Genomic DNA, 20142 nt, shown 5'->3' on the forward strand with positions numbered 1-20142 from the left:
ACAGTGTTAGACCACGAACATTTATACCGGAGAGGGAAGCACCAGCGAGTAGAGGATGCTGGACTGGGATCGGGGAAGTCTGACGGCGGCGCTGTGTTTCGCGCTCGTCGCCGGAACGGTGGTGAGTTTCGTCCCGGGAGTCGCTGGAGCGGCGAATCTCGGGACCGAGGCGCCGTTGGCCGACGCTGGACTGGACCAGAACGTCACCGTCAACGCGACCGTGTATCTGGACGCGACGGGGTCGCGAGACCCGGACGGTGAGATCGACGGCTACGAATGGCGGCTCGAGACACCGGACGGCAACTACGAGCACCCCGACTGCCAGACCTGTGGCCGGACGTCGTTCGTCGCCCGGGAGATCGGGACGTACAACGCCACGGTGACGGTCACCGACGACGACGGCACGACCAGTAGCGACACACTCCGCGTCCACGTCGAGGAAGCCGATGGTCCGACGGTAACGCTCTCGGGACCCGAGGAGTTGAACACCGGCGAGGTCGCCGGGTATACCGCCTCGGTGTCGGCCGGTAGCGCAGACGTCGCGGCGGTGACCTGGCGAATCGACGGGGACTGGCAGAACCGGACGAGTATCGCCGGCGAGAGTGCGACCGCGGACTTCCTACACGCGTTCACGGCGGCCGGCAGCTACACGGTCAGCGTGACCGCCGTCGACAGGCTCGGCCGCCAGCGTACTGCGACCAAAGAAGTGACTGTGAACGGCCCTGACGCTGATATTAGTAGTGAGAGCGGTAGCCCGGCGGAAGTTAGCGGGACCGGTGATGGCGAGAGTTGCTCACAGTACAACCGGGACGACGCTACGTACTGTAACAACGATCGCATGACCCTCGACAGCAACGGGATCGTCATCTCTGACGCCGACAACGACGGAACGACCGAGTGGGGCGGACAGACGTTGGACGCGGACTTCGCAGCAAAAAACGAGGGAGTGTCTTTCGACTCGACTGATGGGACCGTCGAATTCGACAGTCAAGAAGCGTACAAGGAGGCGTTAGAAGCAGAGACAGTCAACGTAAATCCTACTGCTGATGCCAACCAAGATACCGATCAAGAAGACACAGGAGACTCCGAAGATCGAAACAATGGTGGCCCTTTTAGCGACGATTCCGACAACACAGACGGTAATTCGGAAGATGATGAAAGTAGTGACGGTGGTGACGACGGGAGTGATGATGCCAATAATGGTGATGATAATGATGGCGGCACTTCTGACACTAATAAAAACGCAAATGGGGAAGATTCCGAGGAAGGTGAAACTGAAGGAAGCGACAACAGTAGGAACCGGACGGGCCGAGTTCCCCATAATGGCCCAGGTGGATTCTAAAATCCCGAATACAAGCATTCTATTAGACAATGTCATTTAGAAAAACGGACAATGATCATCACGCAGTGAGCTCAATTTCTATTTTGGGGATTGGTTTAGTGCTTGCTATCGGATTGGTTCTCGCGCTAACATGGATGTCCGGTGGTGTGTTAGAGCCGGAAAATGATCAAGCAGTATCTAATTCAACTGCATCTACAGAGGGCCCCGTTGAGAACACAACCGCTCCTGTAATACAAACTCATGAATCCACAGATAATTCCGTACCTACACCCACGCAGTCCCCCAAACCGACACCTACTGGCACGCCGTCACTGCCATCTACTACAGCGATCCCATCTGCGACCTCCACACCAAGTCCCTACGCTAACGACAGGTACAGTGGGTTTGTAAGTACAGTCTACGGTGAGGTCAAAATCAGTACAGACGTCCCGATGAGAATCCGTGGGTGGAGAGTTGTAAGAGGAAAAGTATTGATCATGGTATTGAACCTAAGTGCCCCATCAGAAAACGAAGTCCGTCGAACAAGACAGATCAATACTCTTGTGACAAGCGGATATACTCAAGCGGTTGCTCACTATGACAACGGTAAAATTGACGGGAAGATTCCAGACCAATTACGAATTGCAGAAGTGAATAATACCGGCACTCCCCCGAAAACTTGGTACGTAAATACATCATTGGCACGAGACTATTACTTAAATAATCTAAATGCCATGGAGTTTACTGACCGCTATTGGAACTCAATGAGAAATATGAGCGTTAAAGAAGAGAAATATATAAATGAGATGGACAGGGCAGGTGGAAACACTACTTACTTTAATAAGAGTTCAAAGTAGACAGAAGTCACTCAGTATTGGCTCATTTGGGGCATGATGTTATTATGAAAATAATTATTTATTCCTGTCACAAATGGTGTTAAAAATGTATTATAGGTGAGGCCGAAAACATTTGGTCGCACCGTCCCGGAATCCGACCATGGACTACGACGAGGCGGGAGCGACCTGTCAACGGATACTCGACGCCGTCGGTGAAGCGGTCATCGCCGACGAGCGGTTTCTGGAGAGCGTCCTGACGGGAGTTCTCGCGCAGGGGCACGTGCTACTGGAAGACGTGCCGGGAACGGGGAAGACGCTGACAGCGAGGAGTTTCGCCAGCGCGCTCAACCTATCCTTCTCGCGCATCCAGTTCACGCCTGATCTGCTACCATCGGACATCACCGGATCGAACGTCTACAACGAGGGGACCGGCGAGTTCGAGTTCGTTCCGGGGCCGGTGTTCTCGAATCTCCTGCTGGCCGACGAGATCAACCGCGCGCCGCCGAAGACCCAGGCGGCGCTGCTGGAGGCGATGGGCGAGGGGCAGGTGACGGTCGACGGCGAGACGACCGAGCTGCCGAGCCCGTTTTTCGTCATCGCGACGCAGAACCCGATCGAGCAGGAGGGGACTTTCGGGCTGCCCGAGGCCCAGCGCGACCGCTTCGTGTTCAAACTCGCGATGGGGTACCCGGAGTTCGACGACGAGCGGACGCTCATCGACCGCCGGGCCGACCGGACGTCGCAGTCGCCCAGCGTCGAGGCGGTCGTCGACCGGGAGACTGTGGCGGAGTTGCAGTCGGTTCCCGAGACCGTCTCCGTGGACGGAAAACTGCGGGACTACGTGGTCGAACTCGGGCGGGCGACGCGCGAGGACGACCGCGTGGAGGTGGGCGTCTCCCCGCGCGGAGTACAGCGGCTGTTCGAGGCCGCCCGGGCGGCGGCGGTGATCGACGGGCGAGCGTACGTGGTCCCAGACGACGTGCGGCGGGTCGTCTATCCGACGTTCGCTCACCGGCTCGTGCTCACGACGGAGGCGAGCGTCCGTGGCGCGGACCCTGCCACGGTGGTCGCGGACGTACTCGACAGCGTCGCCGTCCCGGCGGTCGAGGAATCGGGCGCGGAGGACCGACGAGCCCGCGACTCAGCGGAGCGCGGCGACCAGCAGGACGAGCGCGGCGACGGCCGCTGAGATGGCGAAGGGGATCGTCGTCACGTCGGTGAGGACGGTCCCGGCCGCGACTCTGTGTATCGCCAGCGCGCCGATCGCACCGATGGTGCCGACGGCGAGCGCGGCGGCGAGATGAACGGCCTCGGGAGTGGCAGTCGCTCCCGCTCGTCCGACTTCTCGGCCGAGAGTCACGCCGAACTCGCCGGCGTCCCAGACGACAATGCTGGCGACGAGTCCCCCGAGAACGACCGGTGCACCGACGCCGGCGCCAGCGGCGAAGCCGGCAGCGACGAACGTCCCCGCGGCCGCGAGCGCCGGTCCGGGGGCAGACTCGGGCAGCGCTCCGATCGCCATCACCAGCGCGAGCGCGAGCGAAAGGGCCGCTGTCATGCCGACGAGCACAGCCGAGACGGTGATGACGACGGCGAGCGAACCGTAGTAGTCGACGACGGCAGTCGACTGGCGAGTGAAGGCCGTCGCGAACTGACCGGGCAGCGCGTCGGCGACGAACGCAAGCGTCGGCGAGAGGACGACCCCGTGGAGCGCGGCCGCGAGCACCACGACTACTGCGCCCCCGACGAACGGCGTAAACGCGACGAGCACGTCGCTGGTCGCGGTGCGAGTCGACCGTTTGAGCGCCCAGACGACCGTCGCGACCCCGCCGGCGAGCAGCGCGAGCGCGACGAGCGCGGTGCGGAGCAGCGGACTGGCGGTCACGCCGGCCACGAGCCCGTACACCGGTACCGTGAGCACGGTCCGCAACGCTGATGGCGAGACGACGACCTCCACGAGCGTCAACGGTAGCACCGCGGCCGCGGCGAGGGCCGTACGGCGAGCGGTGCGTTCGAGCGCGGCCGCCATCTGTTCGATCCGGTCGTCGGTCTGGGGCGTCGACAGCTCTTCGACCGGGAGCGCGTCGATAGCGCGGGCGACCGCCACGGCGGTGGCACCGACGACGAGGCAGAACGTGAGTAGGTGCGTGCGGCCGGGGACGGGAGCCAGGAACGCACCGACGACGTCGCCGACGGCAGTTACCAGCGGCTGGGCGATCGGAGCCTCGTCCGGGCCGCCGAGTCGGCCGAGCAGCGTCGAGAGCAATAGCACGGCGGCGACCGACAGCGGGACGACGAACGTCTTGACGGCGAGCTTCGCGTAAGCCCACGCGCTCTCCGTGGTCAGGCCGCCGGCGAGCGTCGAGAGCGCGCCGACCATCGCGACCGTCCCGCCGAGGACCACGACGGTCGCGCTGGCGACCCGGAGGCCGCGGGGGCGAATCTGGGCGACCGACTGTACCGGGTACAGCGCGGCGACCAGGTCCAGAAACGTGTAGCCGACGGCGGCGGCGAAGCTCGCGCCGACGACCAGCGCGAGCAGTCCGGCGCTCGCGGTCGCCCCAGCGCGCCACCGATCCCGTCTGACCAGCCACAGGCTCCCTGCGAACGTCACAGCGTGGGCGAGCGCGAGAGCGACCGCGAGCGCCGGACCGAGTCGTCCGATCAACGCGCCGGCGGCGACGACCGTCAGCACGACGACGATCGCGGTGCTCACCCGCGACGGGTCGGTCGTGATGCCGGTCGCGGTGGGGTCGTCGGTCGTCGCGTCGCCTTCCGACCGCACGTCAGCCATGGGATCCCCCCGGCAACGACGCGAGCGCGTCGGCGAGCGCAGCGTCGACCGCGTCCGAACGGTCCCAGTCGACCACCGTCGCGCCCGTCGCCGAGAGATCTTGCATGCGAACGTCGCGCTCGTGGCTCGCGACGCGCGCGCCGAGCGAGTCTGAACCGGTCGCGCCGGGACTGAGGACGGTGATCGGATACTCGCGCTGGCGGACCCGGCGGACGAAGTTCACGGGCCAGTCGTCCAGCACCGGCGTCACGAAGACCACGTGCGCCATCGGCGGGAACTGCGACAGCAGATACCGGACCGCGTCAGCGCCCCCGTCCGGCGTCGCCGTCTCCGGCGCTGTCGCGCTCTCGTCTCCAGACGCGTCGCCCGATAGTTCGATGCCGCCCGGCCGGTCGTTCGCGTCGGCTCTTCTCGCGTTCGTTCGTGGAGATTCGACGTTCGTTCCACCGGTAGCCGAGCGAGCGCCGCGGCCCCCGTCGTCGGGGTCGTCGGCGACCCGCTGGACCGCGTCGAAGAGGGCGCGAGCGTGCGCCACCGCGTCGTCCCGATCGCCGGCGATCCAGGGGACCGGTCCGACGCCCGTCGAGACGGACGGATCGGCGCCGTCGACGCCGAACGCCGCCGCACCCGTCGTCACGTCGGCGTCGACGAGGGACTCGTAGATCCGCTCGGCGGCGTAGCCGGTCAGCGACGCCGCCGTCGGCGCGCCAGCGTGTGGCCTGACGCGGCCGACCGGCCTGGCGTCGACCACGACGACGACCCTGACCGCTCGTTCCTCGCGGTACGAGACGGTCGTCAGCTGGTTCGTCTTCGCGAAGCGCCGCCAGTGGATCCGGCTGATCGAGTCGCCCGGTCTGTACTCCCGCGTCGAGTGGAACTCCAGCCCCTCGCCGCCGCTGTCGGTCGGGTGTGTCCCCGCCCGGGCGAGCGTCGCCGACCCGACTGGCGCGGCCGAAACGGGATCGAGCGAGGAGAGCGTGCCGTCGCCGGCCGCCGGAACGGACTCTGTGACGACCCGACCGGCCGCGAACGGCCGCAGTCGCACGACCGGGTCGGCGAACTCGAATTCGCCGCGCAGTGCCACGACATCGTACGTCAGCGTCGCCGATTCCCCCGGCCGGAGCGTGACACACCGGCGCGGCGACCCGTCTACGACTGCCAGGTCGTCGGGGACGCCGTCGACGATGCGGACGTCGGGGAGCGTGCCATCAGAGACGTTTTCGACCGTGACGTCCACCGTTACCGACGCGCCCGGCCGCGGCGTCGCGTCCGAGAACGACCGTTCGACCCGGATCGCGGCGTCCGCCGGAACCGTCGAGAGGGCACCGTAGGCGACGTACGCGAGCGGGACGGCCGTCGACGCGAGCAGGAGCGGCGACGCGAACAGCAGTCCGAGTGCGACGAGCGCCGCCGCCGCGACGGCGCCGATCCGCAACCGGTAGACCCGTTCCCGACTCACTCGCCGACACCCCCGTCTCGGATCGGCTCGACTCCGGGGGCAGTTCCGTCGGTGTCCGCATCGTCGCCGGTCTCCCCGTCGATCCGCTCGTCCTCCGCAATTGCGTCGACCGCCGCGACCGTCTGCCGGACGCGTCGCTCGCGCTCGGTCGCCGGGTCGAGCCACAGCCGGAGACGCGACCGGAGCGACGGAACCACCCCGTCGGCCCCCGAGAGAAACGCCGCCGCGATCCTGTCGTCAGTCCACTTGCCCGTGGCGACGGCATCGGCTGCCGAGTCGTCGTCCCATCCGCCCCGTTCCAGCCGTGCGACCGCGAGCCGGCGGATCCGGTCGCGGATCTGGTCCATCGCGCGCTCGTCGCCGTCTACCGCTCGGTCGACGGCAGCGTCGAAATCGTTCGCCGCCAGCGTCCGGTCGGGGGCCGTGACGGTCTCGGGCGCGTCAGTGACGAGCCGCTCGAACCGTTCGGCCCCGCTCCGGTCGCCCTCCACGAGGCGTTCCTCCGGCGACTTCCAGACCGCGCCGAAGAGGTACAGCCCGACCGCCGCGCTACCGAGGACGAACAGCGTCCGCGGTCCGAGCGCCGAGGCGGCGCCGACCAGCGTCGCCAGCGGCTCCGTCTCGGCGACGAGATCGGGCGCCCCGACCGAGAGCACGGCCAGTCCCGTCGCGAACGCACCGACGACGCCGAACGCGGCCCGGAGCGGTCCGTGCATCAGTCCGCACCCCGCTCCGCGTCGCCGTCGGCCGCCGAAGCGTCGCCTTCGCCGTCGGCCGCGTCCGCAGCGTCTCCCGACGACTCGGCGGGTTCGATAGCGCGTTCGATCCGATCGATCGCCGCCTCGACGGCCGGGGCCGAGTCGTCGGGCGAACGGGGGCCGTACTCGACGGCGCGGAACTCGTCGCGGAGCGTCGCGACGGCGTCGGCGGGCAGGCCGTCCGCGGAGACGGCGTGGTCGGCCAGCTGTCCCGGCGTCTTCGTCCACGGTCGGTTCACCGACACTGTGCCCAGAAATCGGCCCCAGGCCTCGCGGATCGTCACGTGCGCCGCGTCGTCCTCAGCCGACCCTGACCCGTCGCCGTCCGCGGGGGTTCCGCGACCGTTCGACGGCGTTCGCCGGTCGACGGGGCGGCGGAGTCGAGCCGCCCACGCGGCGACCCACGACCGGAACGCCCGGACCAGTTCTGCCGGCGAGCGCTCGCCCGAGACCAGCGCGGCGAGGTGGTCGAGCGTCCGCTCGATCCGGGCCGCCGCGGCGATCGCTGCTCCGACGAACGCCCGAACGGCCAGGCGACCGGCCGTCCGGAGGGGGACCGCGAGACTGCGAACGAGTGACCGGGGTCTGAGCGACCGACGACCGACCGTGACGGCCGCACCGACGAGTACGGCGAGGGCGGCCACGACGACGCCCGCAGCGTTCGCGATCGGGTTCGAGACGGTGGTCCGGGCGGTCTGGCCGTCCGTCTCGACCGCGATCGGCACCGCCGATTCGAGCGGTAGTCGAGTCCTGAGCGTCCCGTCGACGCCGGTCTCGCCGACGCGTTCCCCGCCGATCCGGACCGGGGCGCCGGCGACGGAGTCGTTGCCGAGACGCGCCGACACCTCGACCGGCGTTCCGGCGACCGGGAGCGGCCAGATCGGCTCGGCGGAGACCGTCAGCCCGGCGAGCCGGAGCGTCTGTGAGCCGGCGACCGGATCTCTGTCGACGCCGAGCGTCACGTTCCCCGGCGACCCGGGGAGGCGAACCCGCGCCTGGCCGCCGTCGTCCGTCCGCGCGACCGGCTCGCCGTCCAGCGTCACCCTCGCGTTCTCGACGGGGACGCCGTCGACCGTCGCAGTGACCAGCGCGGTCTCTCCGGTGGCCACGTCGCCGGACACCGACAGCGTCGCCTCGGTCGATACGTCGAACGAACGCGTCGTGTTGTCGGGCTGAGCACGCGCTACGAGGGAGTCGGCGTCCGGCGGCGGGAGCGACAGCGGTTCGGCCATCGACAGCGCCGCTCCCGACGGGGCCTCCGAGTCGACGGTCCGCCCGACGATGACATTGACCGAGAGATTCTCGGTGTAGGGTACCCGGCCGGCGACGGTCCCGCCCCTGTCGGTCCGGCCGATCGGTTCGCCGTCGAACTCGACCAGCGCGCCGACGATGGGCTGAGCGCCGACCGTGACGGACACCTCGACGACCGCCCCGGGCACCGCCGTGCGATTGAGTGTGACCTCGATATCACTCATCGACGGGTCCGCGGGATCGCTCGGGACCGGCGTGTCGTCCTCTCCACCGGGCGTGTTCGGTGTCGGCTGCGGCGTCACCACCGTCCGGTCGTCTCCCCCGGGATCCGCCGGCGTGGCGGTCGCCGTTCCGTTGTTCCGACCGGGGTCCGGCGAGAACGTCTCGCCGGGGCTCCCCTCCTCCTGCGGGCTGTACTCCCCAGGTTCGCCGCTTTCCTCGTAGGACTGCTCCTCTTGCTGCAGGCGCTCCGTGCCCGGCGTCGGGTCGAAGCGCACCCAGCCGACGCCCTCGAAGTAGACCTCCACCCACGCGTGGGCGTTCATCGCCCGGACCTGGAACGTGTTCGCCCCGACCTGCTGGCCCGTCGAGTAGCCGACGACGTACCGCGCGGGGATCTCCTGCGAGCGGAGCATCGCCGTCATCGCCGTCGCGAAGTACTCGCAGTAGCCCGCGTCCATCTGCGTGACGAACTCCCTGGCGACGTGATCGCCCGACGGCTGCGAGACGTTCAGCGAGTACTCCTTGTTCGCCTCCAGCCACTCCTCGATCCGCACCGCCGTCTCGTACGGCGTGTCCGCCCCCTCGGTGACGTTGTTCGTGAACGGTCGCAGCGACACCGCGCTGCTGGGCGGGAGTTTCGTGTAGCGACGCTCGATCGCGTCCGGGTAGTCGCGACCGGTCGCCCGGAGCATCTCGGGGTCCCGCGGCGGTTTCCGACTCACGCCCACGTAGCTGGTGCCTTCCGGCAGCGGCTCGTCGGCGCGCGCCAGCCCGCCGTCGGTCAGTTCGAGGCTGTCGGGCCCGTCGACGCGCAGTGGCCGCCACACCGCCGGCGCCGACGTCGTCGGGCGCGCCAGGTCCACGCGGTAACGGACCTGTCTGCCCTCCACCGGTGCGGTCGCGTCGCTCGTCCCCGACTGCGACCAGCCGTCGCCCGTGTAGGTGTCGTACGCGCCCGTCCGCCAGTACCCGGACTCCTCGCTGCGGACCTGGAAGTGGACCTCCGTGTTCTGCGATCGGAACGGGTTGCCGTCGCTCTCCCCGAGCGACCCGCCGACGGACGTCCGGTTGCCGAGGTTCAGCGCGCCGAATCCGTCACCAGTCCCGAAACCGCCGCCGGAGTTCCCGCCGCCCGAGCGTTGGTCCGCTCCGGGGGGCACCGGGATCAGCGACTCCGCCGGCGCGCCGCCGAGGCCGACCGAGGCGGCCGCGGGGATCAGCGTCGTCGCGAGGATAACCGCGACGATACAGCCGGCGACCAGCGCGACCGACCCGTACTCGCGGTCCGCCGCGTCGCCGGCGAACTCGAATCGCTCGTCGGAGTCGCTCATGTATCGAACAGAATCGGAGTGTGCAACCGGATCGTCACGTTCCACTCCGGGCGTTGCATTCACCGAAAGGAGGCCTGCCAGGAACAAATACTTCGTGGTTGGACCGCCCTCACGCGGTCGAACGGGGCTGTTCGACGCTCGCGACCAGGCGCCCCACGGCCGGGAGCAAGGGTTTTGTGCCCCGGTGACCGAACGCAGGCATGATCGACGGATCGAAGTGTCCCGACTGCGACGGGCACGTCAGCACGACCGACGGCACGACCTACGTCTGCGACGACTGCGACCGCGAGTTCGACGCCGCCGACCTGTTTCTCCCCTGACCGCTCGGGCTATTCCGACCCATCCTCGAGTCGACGCCCCCTCCGGCGGGACGAGCGATGTCGTCTGGCCCGGGTGAGGGATGCACTCACGCGGTCGCTTCGAGACAGGCCTCGTGGACGGTTTCGCCGTTTTCGTTCGGCGTCCGCCGCTCTCCCGGAACGATGGGCTCTCCACAGTACGCGCAGCGCAGTTCGCCGCTCTCGTCGCCCTCGTCCATCACTCCGGTACCGATGCTTTCGATCACCTCGTCGGGCTCGGCCGAGCCGCTCGACACGCTGTAGCCGAGTGCGGCCGCGCCGACTCCCGCCAGCACGCCGCGCGTTCGCTTTTGCTTCCTGAACGACTGGATCGCGACGATCACCAGGACGGCGGTGAGAACCACGCGAGCGAGTCGACCGCGATCACCGAGTTTCTCGGACAGCTCCATACCTGCCTATCGGGTGCCGCGCCCTTGTAAGTCATCCGTCACAGTCGATGCGTTTGCGCGGATCGACCACTCGACGAATGCCGAGCAGGAAAGGAGAGTACGGAATCGTGTTACTGCCGGAGGCGGCGGTCAGTCCAACGGTGCCTCCGGTGCCGACTGTTCCGGCAGGATACCGCCGTCGTCGCTCCCGCCGTCCGCTCGTTCGCCGTCGGTCGCGTCTTCGGCCACGACGAACTGGAATTCCTCGGTCCCCTCCTCGGCGATCTCCTCGGTTCCCACCACCGTCTCGGTAGCCGCCGTTTCGGTCTGTCCGGCGCCCTCGGCGTCGGTGTCGGTCGCTTCGCCGCCGGTGGGAGCCCCCTCGTCCGTCGGGGTCTGCTCGCCGGTCTCCGCCGCCGACGGGTCGAAGTACCCGACGGCGAACCCGCTGTACGCGGTGCCCGCTTCGGGAGAGATCTGGGCCTCCTGGACGGAACCCTCGTCGCCGGCGTCGGTTTCGGTCTCCGCGCCGGCGGTCGTCGTCTCTTCCGCGTCGCCCTCCGCGGCACCATCCGCGGTCGGGGTCTGCGTCGCGGCTTCGGTCTCCGTCTCGCCTTCCCCGTCGCCACCGCCGAAGATGCCGCCGCCGTCGCCGCCGTCCTGCACCGCGACGACCTCGAGCGCGTCGGCGTCCAGGACCGCGTGGAAGACGCGGATCCGCGTCAGCTCCGCACCGTCTGTCTCGGTCTCCTCGCCGGCGGGACTCGCGCCGTCGGTCTCGGTCGCCGTCTCCTGGCCGATCGCGCCCCCGTCAGTGGGCGTCCCGTCGGGCGTCTCCGCACCAGCGGTCGTTTCCTCATCCTCCGCGGCGGAATCGCCCGGCGCGGAGAGGTCGTCTTCGAGGAGTGCGACCGTCAGCGGCCGGTCGTCGTCCGACGCCTCCCCGCTTCCCGTCACGCCGTCGTCGGTCGGGGTAGCAGCGTCGTCAGTCGGCGTCTCCGCACCGACGGTGTCTTCCCCCGCGGCGGTCGTTTCACGGAACTCGAGTGTGTAGTCGCCGGCCTCGGCGGTGAACGACTCGTGTTCGCCGTAGGCGAGCCGGTCGATGACGACTTCTCCGTCGGCGTCCCCGCCTTCGGTCGTCGCCGTCGGCGTCTCCTCGCCGAGACCCGGCGTCTCCGCCTCGTCGGTGGACGTGTCCTCGCCGTCGGTCGGCGTCGCCGCGGTCTCTGTGGGCGTCTCTTCGCCGAGACCCGGCGTGTCCGTCTCGGTGGACGTCTCACCGAGGGCTGTCTCCCTGAGTTTCCCGTAGGCCACCGCGGTGTAGGTGGTCCCCTCCTCCAGTTCGACTTCCTCGTCGTAGATGACGCGCTCATCCGCCTCGCCGAAGATCCCCTCGAGGAACCCGGTGCTCTCCGTGGCGACGATCCGGATCTGATAGGTCCCGGGGTCTACCTCGTTGTAACTACTTACGTTCCCGAACTCAAGCCCATCGACCAGCGGGCCGTCCCCGCCGACGGCCGTCTCAGTGCCCGCTCCGCCGTCCGTCTCCGTGTCGGTTGCATCTCCCTCCGCCGACCGAAGGGTGACGTCGATACTCGGTGTGTCGGGTGACGCGTGGGCGACGCGGAGCGCCGCTCCGTCCTGTTGGACGGCGGCGGAATCGCCGGACGCCGACACGAGGGCGTTCCCGGCGACGCCCGCGACGCCGAGCGCGCCGACTCCCTGTATCACTCGCCGTCTGGTGACATTCGGACTCATGCGTTCGTACCGTGGACCTCGACAGCCTTTGTTAGTGAGAACAATTACACGTTCAGCTACATGACCGACGAATCTGATAACGGAAACTGCAAATTTCCGCGACTATGTCCGATCGCGGAACGGTCGGCGGACACTCAGTCTGCGACTGTTATCACGATCGAAACCACAGACTTCCGTTGCCGTCGGTGGAACCGTCTACCACTGGGAATCGAATCCATCCGTTCTCACCGAGCAGACTGTTTTCGTCCGGACATGACTGTGTAGTGATGTTAATCCACCGTTCGTTTCGCCCGTTTCGCCCGTTTCGACAGCGAAGCGGCGCGAAAGGTCGAGCTATCCGCGCCGTTACCGTAGTTACTCGCCACAGCCCGCTTCGTGCCCGTCTCGGCTCTGGCGTCTATCTCCATGGCCATTCGACGCGGACCGGATCGTAGGCGCGATCGACGACTGATCGTCCGCAATTGGGTCCCAAGTCATCCTACTCATCTTTCCGCCCAGATTGGGCGAAGGTGTTTTCTCACTCCTCGTCGGGATCTCGCGTGTCTCGGTCGACTCGTCCGCCGGGGTGAAATCCGTGTCACTGACCTGTCCGGTGAGTCGAACGGCCGGGCCGAACGTGCCGTCAATCAGCCGACGTATCCGGGCCGTCTTTCGAAATCCTTTTTTCTCCCCTCCTCGCAGTCGGAGATGCGCACGACGGCGCGCCGCCTTAGCTCAGACTGGGAGAGCACTCGACTGAAGATCGAGCTGTCCCCGGTTCAAATCCGGGAGGCGGCATACCCTTCTCGGTTTACATGCCGGAACGACAACCCCCGTAGGAACCCCTACGTCTCGTCTATCGACGTCTTGCGTTAACGGAGGTGAGCGCGGTTGCAGCTGGTAGAGACCGCGCCTCACGAGTTCGCCGCGCACTTCCTGTTCGCGGAGCACGGGCTGTCCCCGTTCTTCGCGTGCGACCGGCGGGTGAAGGAAGGCGGCGGGAGCCAGCGCGCGACCTTCCAGTACGAGAGCGAAGAGTGGGAAGCGTCACTCTCGTATCGAGATTCTGGACTTGCTCATCCCGGCGCGACGCTCCCGACGGGCACCTCATTCGAGTTGGACGAGATGCGCGAGTTCGACCTCTACATCCACAGCTGCTACGACCAGGTGGGCGAGCGCTCGCTGCACGCCCACATCGCCCCCCGCTGGCAGGGGATGGAGAGCAAGAACGGGAAATCGATCTCTGTCCCCGACGACCTCGACGAGGGAGTCAACCTCCATATCCAAGGTTCGAACATTGAGTTCGAGCGCTACCAGCCGCTGATTCGGAAGGCAGCAGCGTCAGTGGGAATAAGTCCCGGTTACTTCCGGCAACTCCATGAGTTCTCGACGATTCTCGACGCGGAGCGGTACGTCCGTCTCCACGAGGGCGTAAGCGGCTCAGTCCACGCCCGCGACGGCCCAATCGCACAGCTGGGGCACTTGCTCGAAAACGACCGGCAGGGCCGTCGTAAGCTTGTCCAGTACGACAGCGACGAACGGGGCCGGAATCAGCCTGGATACTATCACACGGCCACGCTCGGCCCGAGACGTATCCGCGAGGCGTTCCCTGAGCACGAACTCCCGAAAGAGATCAAGCACTACTACGCGAAAGAAGCGGCCGGGTTAGACAGCGGCCGCGCACTTTCGCATCCCAAGGTGGGGGTGTCTTACCAGAAGTCATTCTGGGATGACCAGCTCGGTGCATCCGCCAGCGCTCTTGAACAGCTCACCGTCGAGTTGGAAGAGACGCTGTTCAGTGTGCTCGCAGAAGCCGGAGTCCCTCTTCAAACCGGGATGGGCACCTACGTCGAGGACGCGTATTTCAGCGCGGAAGAATCGAACCGAAATCGAGACGTGGTGGAGCTCGACTTCACGCAGATCAAGCATCGCCAAGAGTCCGTCGTCATCAAGCACATCGCGGACGGGCTCGCACCGACTGCGTGGGATGCTCTTCAGGTCCTCGTGACTGACGGGGGCGAGATCAGTCCGCAGGAGATTGCCGAAGAGGCGGATCGGCATCCGGGGAGTGTCCGGCGGGCACTCGACCGCATCCCGGAGCTGGTGGAGCGGGAATACGGAAGCGTCTCTCTGCGCTCGAAGTACATCGCCGATCTCGTTCACGATGCTGTGAAAGAGGCGAAAGAAGCGACGAGGCGGGCAGCAGAGGCGGGAGCGAAGGCGATGGAAGCCGCCGAACGTGGCGTTGACGAATCGACGAGCGCGTTCATCGCTTGGGCGGCGAAGCATGATATCGATGTGCAGGATCGAGACGGCGGTGATCTGAAACTCGACTTCGGCAAGGTCGACGACATCAGGAAGAAGTTGCGAGAAGGCTTCGATCTCTGGACTTCCGCCAACATGCCGGAAGAGCGGTATCGGATGGCGAAGGTCCGCTACAGGGAAGACGTTGGTTCGAAGGGTAACTACCTCTCGACATCCGACGTGAAATCATTCGCAACGACGGCCTGGCGACTCCTCGACTGAAGCGACCCGAGTAGTGGCAACACTATGGACCGGGGCTAATTCCCGGTAACATTCGCTGTTTTCACCCGGATCTCAAGCCGACCACCCCCCGCGGGGGGTGCCGAGGGGGTGGGCTGTGTTTTGATCTCGTCCCCTTAGGGACACACTTAAGCAAGAATCAAACAGGATAGGGACGAAAAGTCGCCAGCCACATAGCGTCAGTCGCTTGTTTATCTCGCGGTAGCGTTGAGCCACCCGAGACACGAGACACAGACTGGCTCCATATTCGACCGCACGTAGGGTCCGTTGTTGTTGACCGGTCGAATCGTGAGTTCATGTTCACGCCCACCACAACGTGCACACTCACGTTTGCCCTGTTTGATGACGTGGTAAACCATCCGGGCGCGGTAGAACGCCGGCACAGCATTGATCGGGTTCGGGGCGTACTCGAACTCTGTCTCGGCGGGTATGGTGAGGTCGTTATTCTTCCCTCGATTACAGAGTTGGCACGTCGCCTGAAGGTTATCGAGGTCATCAGTACCGAACATCGAGGCCGCCTCGATGTGGTCCACTTCAGTGCGATGGCCGATCCCGTTCCCGTACGGCTTGTAGGGGTCGTCGCGGGTTAGGGTCACGGGTACGTCGTCAAGCGGTGCATGACAGTGCGCACACCGGCCCCCCTGCTCACGGAGTAATTCGTCTTTTTGCCAGTCTGTGCCGCCGGAACTCCCGCTCTCCCAGTGGTCGAGTAGCGTTGCGACACGCTGGGCGATCGGGTGGACGTCAGGGTGATCAGCGTCGAAGCCCAGCGTTTCGGTCATGTACTCCTCGATGAGGGTCGCCCGCGAATGTCGCCCCATGGGGTCGTATTCGATTGCCTCTGGCGGCGAGAGATGGACTGCTAGTCGGAGTTGTAGTTCTGTCCGGTATCGCTCCGAGATCTCTATGTGTGCGTCCAGCACCTGCTCGATGTGTGTCTGCGCCTGCGGTGCGTGATCGAGTTCAGCGACCTTCGCGTCGCTCTCGGGCGAGAGAAAGAGACGGTAGTAGGCCAGTTCGAGTGAATCGAGACTCATGTAGCAGTTACTTTGTTTGCTTGAACAGTTTCATCGAGCCGATCTGGCGGTCGTTAGAGGCCTTCTCCATCTGCTCGCGGAAGAACTCCCGACCCTGGTGCGTGTTGAGACTCGATTCGGTCCACTCGCGGGTGAAGAACTCCTCGGGTAGGTCAGCCAATACCATGCGAACACCTTCATCGACCGCGTCGAGGTCGGCGAACATGGTATCGGCACTGCGGCCACCCATCACCGGCGTGCTGAGGAGTTTGAGACGGTCGAGCAGGAATTCCTGCAGGGTATCCAGCGCGATCTTCTGGGTGATCTGCCGCTCGACGTCGGTAGCATCAGGTTCGCGGGCCGTATTCCACGCATCGGAATACTCGTCCGTCACGGCGTTCCAGAAGGTGAGGAACACCTTCAGTCGGTAGTCATAGTCGGGGTCCTGCTCCCAGTCGTCTACGCCGTCATACAGCCGCTTGTACGAGGTGTTGGGCTTGACGAACGACTTCACGAGGTTGAACGAGATGCTCTCCTTGATGATCCCCTGACTGTTGGGCAGACCGAAGTCTACCATGTGCTGGAATGGTGAGTCGTCACGGCGGTGGAGCCGGTACGAGAGTTTCGCCTCGCGAGCGTGAACGCCTGTCTGCTTGAAGCGCTTGAACAGCACCTCCAGTTCACCGTTTGACAGCGACGTACTGATGACCGCGTGCAGTTGGTCGCGGCTGAGCGGTGACGCCGTGCTATTGAGGACGTAGAACTGGAAAACCTCCTCGGGGTCTGTCAGGCCAGGGATGATGACCGCGGGGAAGTCGACGTCGAACTTCGTGACCTCCTTCGCGCCCCAGAGCCGGTGCTGCCCGTCGATGATGTTGCCTGGCACCGCGAGACCCTCCACGTAGTCGGAGACGGCTTCCTGCCGATCGTCGCTGAGGCTGTCCCAGTCCTCTGAGGCCTGCTTGAGTTCCTTGGTGAGCTCGGCGAGATGCGACGCAGGGAGACTCCCGTTCTCGTGGTCGGCCGGGTCATTGCTGATCTCCCCATCGACGAACCTTTGCTCCTCGTCGCTGAGACGCTCGTAAAACGCCTCGTACTGCGCCTGGATCAGTTCGTCGGACTCGTGCTGGTTGTGTTCGATAGTGAGCGTCACGACGTCCCCATCCTCATCGATACTAACAGCGTCTTCGTCGACGCCGATGAGAACGGCTCCGGGGATGATGTTCTGGTCGGCCGTCGTGAGGTAGTCCTTGATGTCGTCGTAGCGCTCGTTAAGATCACGCTGGTATCCAGCCATGAAGTCGTCCTTCTTGCGGGGGACGTCGGCCCATTCGAGAGTCTCCGCGGCGTCGACTACCGTGGAGTACATCGTGGGGGCACCCGGTTTTTGCTGGATCTTGAGAGCCTGTAGAGTGGTTGAACTCATGTTGCAGTCGAACCGAAGAGTTGTACCGCTATAAATCTTACTCGCTCAGCATACAGAAACCCTTCAAAACACGATTTATATTCGAGTGTTCGATACTAACTGTGCAGGTGTGGACGTACCAAAACCTTCGAACGCCTGTATTATACAGATACAGGGTGATTTATGCTGATGGGGGAAATAGAAGTCTGTATAATACAGCATGACCGACGACACGCCGAACAACACAGGCGCCTCTGAACGTCCAGCAGGCTTTCGCTCGAAGGTCGGTGAAATTCCGGGCGCGCCGGAAAAAACGGCTTTATTGAGTCTCTCGACACTGGATCCGGACCGCGCAATCCTGGAGTTATGTGACAACAGTATCGACGCTGCCCGTGTGAACGACCTGACAGCCACCGACATTGAGCTCGTCCTCGGCGAGGACTACGTCGAAGTGCGAGACGGTTCCGGGGGAATTCCTGAAGACTCATTAGATGTCTGGCTTACACTCGGCGCATCGCGACAAGCAGACGAAGAAGGCTATTTGCTTCCCGATAGCATCGGCTGGGCGGGCGTCGGTGCGATTGAGGCTTCTCTTTCCATCGGACAGAGCGTCATGTTAGCCAGCCGGGCAGAAGGTGCTGATCAGGGATACGCCTACTACATTGACGAGGAGTACATCCAGGCCGACGACTGGAGCCTTGATTATTATGAATATGATGGACTTGACCCGGGGGAGACAGTCGTACGCATCGAAGACCTCACTATCGACAGTCATGACCTTTACGGTGAATACGACACACTTGCCGATCTTCTAGCAACGACGTATGAACTCTATCTCGTCGACACGAACGCAGTTTCATGGGCAGAAAATATCCCAGATCTTGATGTCGACATGACGATCGTCGACGAAGTGGACAATAAGCGCGAGTCCGTAACTGCGGACGTTTCAGTGGACTGGTCGTATTTAAACTTCGATAGCGCCCACCCACGTGCGTACCAATCATTCAAGTTGGCAAACGAAACTACAATGGGACGCGTCCGGTTAGACATAATTTGCGGACTCTCTCGTACGAAACACCCCAAGCCAGGGGTTCATTTGTACGCGAATGGTCGGAAAATATTCGATGGCGAAACCAGTTACGAGGCCGGATTCGGGTTCCCTAATGGACTCAATCAGTTTCGGTCTGAACGACATGGGCGGCTTGTTATCCTCGTATTAGTGCGTTCCTTGGATTCGCCCCGTGACGTACCCACGGAGAACAATAAGACTACGTTGCGGGACGGGAGCGATACGACGAAGGAGATTAAGAAGCGCATCGGTCGGACGGGACTGATGTATATGCATCTGGCAGATGTCCACCGTGTCCCGACCCCAATGAGTGAGGCGTACCCTGCCGAACAGACATTCGCTAGCAATGGCGGACAAATCGAACTGCTGGACTATAGTGAGAATCAAGATGTTCGCGATCATCCTGGCGGCAAGCGTTCGGGACGATACTACGAACTCGAAGAACTAGAGGCCTTTAAGCAGACGACGAAGCGACATGCGAAGCTTTGTCTCTCGTGCGCAGACGCGATAGAGCCTCGTCATCGGCCTGCATATCACGGTCTTCAGCATGAAGACCTCGACACAGATGTAGCCGTCGAGCAATACGACGAGACAAAGGGCTTCCTTCAGGACAGGTTCGATTCCCTCTACGATGCTGAGTCCCGGTACTGGGATGAACCAGTTCAGATAGAAAAAGACGAGCTGCCCGATGTGGATATCGACGTGGATGCACGCATGGGAACGCTAGAAAAACTTGCTCGTCGGCATGCACAAGCAGATGAGTCATTCCGGTATACAGGTATAAAGCCATGGGAGCAGCCGTATTACCTTCAACAGCTGTATCAGTTTGCAGGGAGAGATCCAGAGGAGTTACCCGAAAAAGTACACCTGCCACCAGAAGACAAGCACCTGTACGAACACGGGGCGTTGCCTGAGGAAGCATCCGAAGAAAGCGAAGTAGATAACGCGGAGACGCCCTCTGAAACGCCATCAACAAACGACTCCAGTGATCTATCACTATCCGAATTCATTGCGGCAAACGAGAGTACGATCACAGCGGCGGCTCACGAGGATGAGTCCGAGTACGAGACTGTCACTCGAATGGTGGAAGGATACGCATCGCTGACATCTATGGACGAACTCGGCGAAATTCCTCTTGACGCTGCCACCCCAGAAGAGAAACTTCGTCGAATCGTTGAAAGATACAAGGAGATTGTAGGAGTTGCCACAGATAATTGACCCCCATCTAAGAAACATTGACTAGTTGGGAGACATAAGTTAATCACAAGTGAGATGGATAGAGAACAAGACTACAATTCAGCTATCTATCGGATTTAGATTTGATCCACACCAATAGATCTTTGAGTTTTGAGATTGGGAAATAATCCAGCAATGAGTACCTCCTATCACGATAACTTGCGCAACCAGTCACCCCAATAAGATACACAGTCGTAGCTACCGTGCCGGCAGTTAAGATCAGTAAATATATTGGACGTAAAACATACGTGGTATATTCATCCAACAAGATCAGTGGGGGAGGGAGAATAAAAAGGAAAGAAAACAGCATCAAATGCTTCTTCCGTAGCATTCCGGAAAAGATTTCTAGGAAAAATGGCACTTCTTCATTTCTGATTTTGAGCATATATTCCCATGAGCTGAAAAACAGAGTGAAAGCTACAACACTGTATGT

General features: G+C 63.5%; 13 protein-coding genes and 1 tRNA gene. 6 read left to right on the plus strand and 8 right to left on the minus strand.

Translation table 11 applies throughout. The features are described 5' to 3' along the window. Positions 1-175: 175 nt before the first annotated feature. The 3 genes from ACMGFH_RS09910 (at position 176) to ACMGFH_RS09920 (ending at position 3346) form a co-directional block, all read left to right on the plus strand. A complete protein-coding gene (locus ACMGFH_RS09910; RefSeq protein WP_415382930.1) occupies positions 176-1342 on the plus strand; it encodes a PKD domain-containing protein in 1167 nt (388 codons plus the stop codon). A 29-nt stretch (positions 1343-1371) separates the two neighbouring features. After that, the gene (locus ACMGFH_RS09915; protein ID WP_415382931.1) at positions 1372-2178 is read left to right on the plus strand and encodes a hypothetical protein; all 807 of its coding nucleotides are present in this window, start codon (positions 1372-1374) and stop codon (positions 2176-2178) included. Positions 2179-2317: 139 nt separating this feature from the next. Continuing rightward, positions 2318-3346: an AAA family ATPase gene (locus tag ACMGFH_RS09920; protein ID WP_415382932.1), complete on the plus strand. Its 1029-nt coding sequence runs from the start codon at positions 2318-2320 to the stop codon at positions 3344-3346. Here ACMGFH_RS09920 and ACMGFH_RS09925 read toward each other — a convergent pair. The 6 genes from ACMGFH_RS09925 to ACMGFH_RS09950 form a co-directional block, all read right to left on the minus strand. Continuing rightward, on the minus strand, positions 3299-4951 hold the full coding sequence (locus tag ACMGFH_RS09925) for a hypothetical protein (protein ID WP_415382933.1): 1653 nt from the start codon (positions 4949-4951) through the stop codon (positions 3299-3301). The genes ACMGFH_RS09920 and ACMGFH_RS09925 overlap by 48 nt on opposite strands. Continuing rightward, a complete protein-coding gene (locus ACMGFH_RS09930) occupies positions 4944-6410 on the minus strand; it encodes a DUF58 domain-containing protein (RefSeq protein WP_415382934.1) in 1467 nt (488 codons plus the stop codon). The genes ACMGFH_RS09925 and ACMGFH_RS09930 overlap by 8 nt, the downstream gene beginning before the upstream one ends. Beyond that, positions 6407-7126, minus strand: a complete 720-nt coding sequence (locus ACMGFH_RS09935) for a hypothetical protein (protein WP_415382936.1) — start codon at positions 7124-7126, stop codon at positions 6407-6409. Before ACMGFH_RS09935 ends, ACMGFH_RS09930 begins: the two co-directional genes overlap by 4 nt. After that, the gene (locus ACMGFH_RS09940; protein WP_415382937.1) at positions 7126-9972 is read right to left on the minus strand and encodes a transglutaminase domain-containing protein; all 2847 of its coding nucleotides are present in this window, start codon (positions 9970-9972) and stop codon (positions 7126-7128) included. The genes ACMGFH_RS09935 and ACMGFH_RS09940 overlap by 1 nt, the downstream gene beginning before the upstream one ends. A 406-nt stretch (positions 9973-10378) precedes the next feature. Further along, on the minus strand, positions 10379-10720 hold the full coding sequence (locus ACMGFH_RS09945) for a hypothetical protein (RefSeq protein WP_415382938.1): 342 nt from the start codon (positions 10718-10720) through the stop codon (positions 10379-10381). Between the two features lie 129 nt (positions 10721-10849). Then, a complete protein-coding gene (locus tag ACMGFH_RS09950) occupies positions 10850-12433 on the minus strand; it encodes a DUF4397 domain-containing protein (protein WP_415382940.1) in 1584 nt (527 codons plus the stop codon). A gap of 730 nt (positions 12434-13163) precedes the next feature. On the opposite strand from ACMGFH_RS09950, the gene ACMGFH_RS09955 reads away from it, so the two are divergent. After that, positions 13164-13237, plus strand: a tRNA-Phe gene (locus ACMGFH_RS09955). Positions 13238-13330: 93 nt separating this feature from the next. Next, positions 13331-14965: a MarR family transcriptional regulator gene (locus ACMGFH_RS09960; protein ID WP_415382942.1), complete on the plus strand. Its 1635-nt coding sequence runs from the start codon at positions 13331-13333 to the stop codon at positions 14963-14965. 209 nt (positions 14966-15174) lie between these two features. Here the strand turns inward: ACMGFH_RS09960 and ACMGFH_RS09965 are convergent, their stop codons facing one another. Both ACMGFH_RS09965 and ACMGFH_RS09970 read right to left on the minus strand, forming a co-directional pair. Next, positions 15175-16020, minus strand: coding sequence for an HNH endonuclease (locus ACMGFH_RS09965; protein WP_415382944.1), 846 nt, complete (start codon positions 16018-16020; stop codon positions 15175-15177). 7 nt (positions 16021-16027) lie between these two features. Then, on the minus strand, positions 16028-17425 hold the full coding sequence (locus tag ACMGFH_RS09970) for a hypothetical protein (RefSeq protein ID WP_415382945.1): 1398 nt from the start codon (positions 17423-17425) through the stop codon (positions 16028-16030). Between the two features lie 199 nt (positions 17426-17624). Here ACMGFH_RS09970 and ACMGFH_RS09975 point away from each other — a divergent pair, with 199 nt between their 5' ends. After that, the gene (locus ACMGFH_RS09975; protein WP_415382947.1) at positions 17625-19691 is read left to right on the plus strand and encodes an ATP-binding protein; all 2067 of its coding nucleotides are present in this window, start codon (positions 17625-17627) and stop codon (positions 19689-19691) included. The last annotated feature ends 451 nt before the right edge of the window (positions 19692-20142 follow it).

It is taken from the genome of Halosimplex rarum (assembly GCF_047715405.1).
GTDB lineage: Archaea > Halobacteriota > Halobacteria > Halobacteriales > Haloarculaceae > Halosimplex > Halosimplex rarum.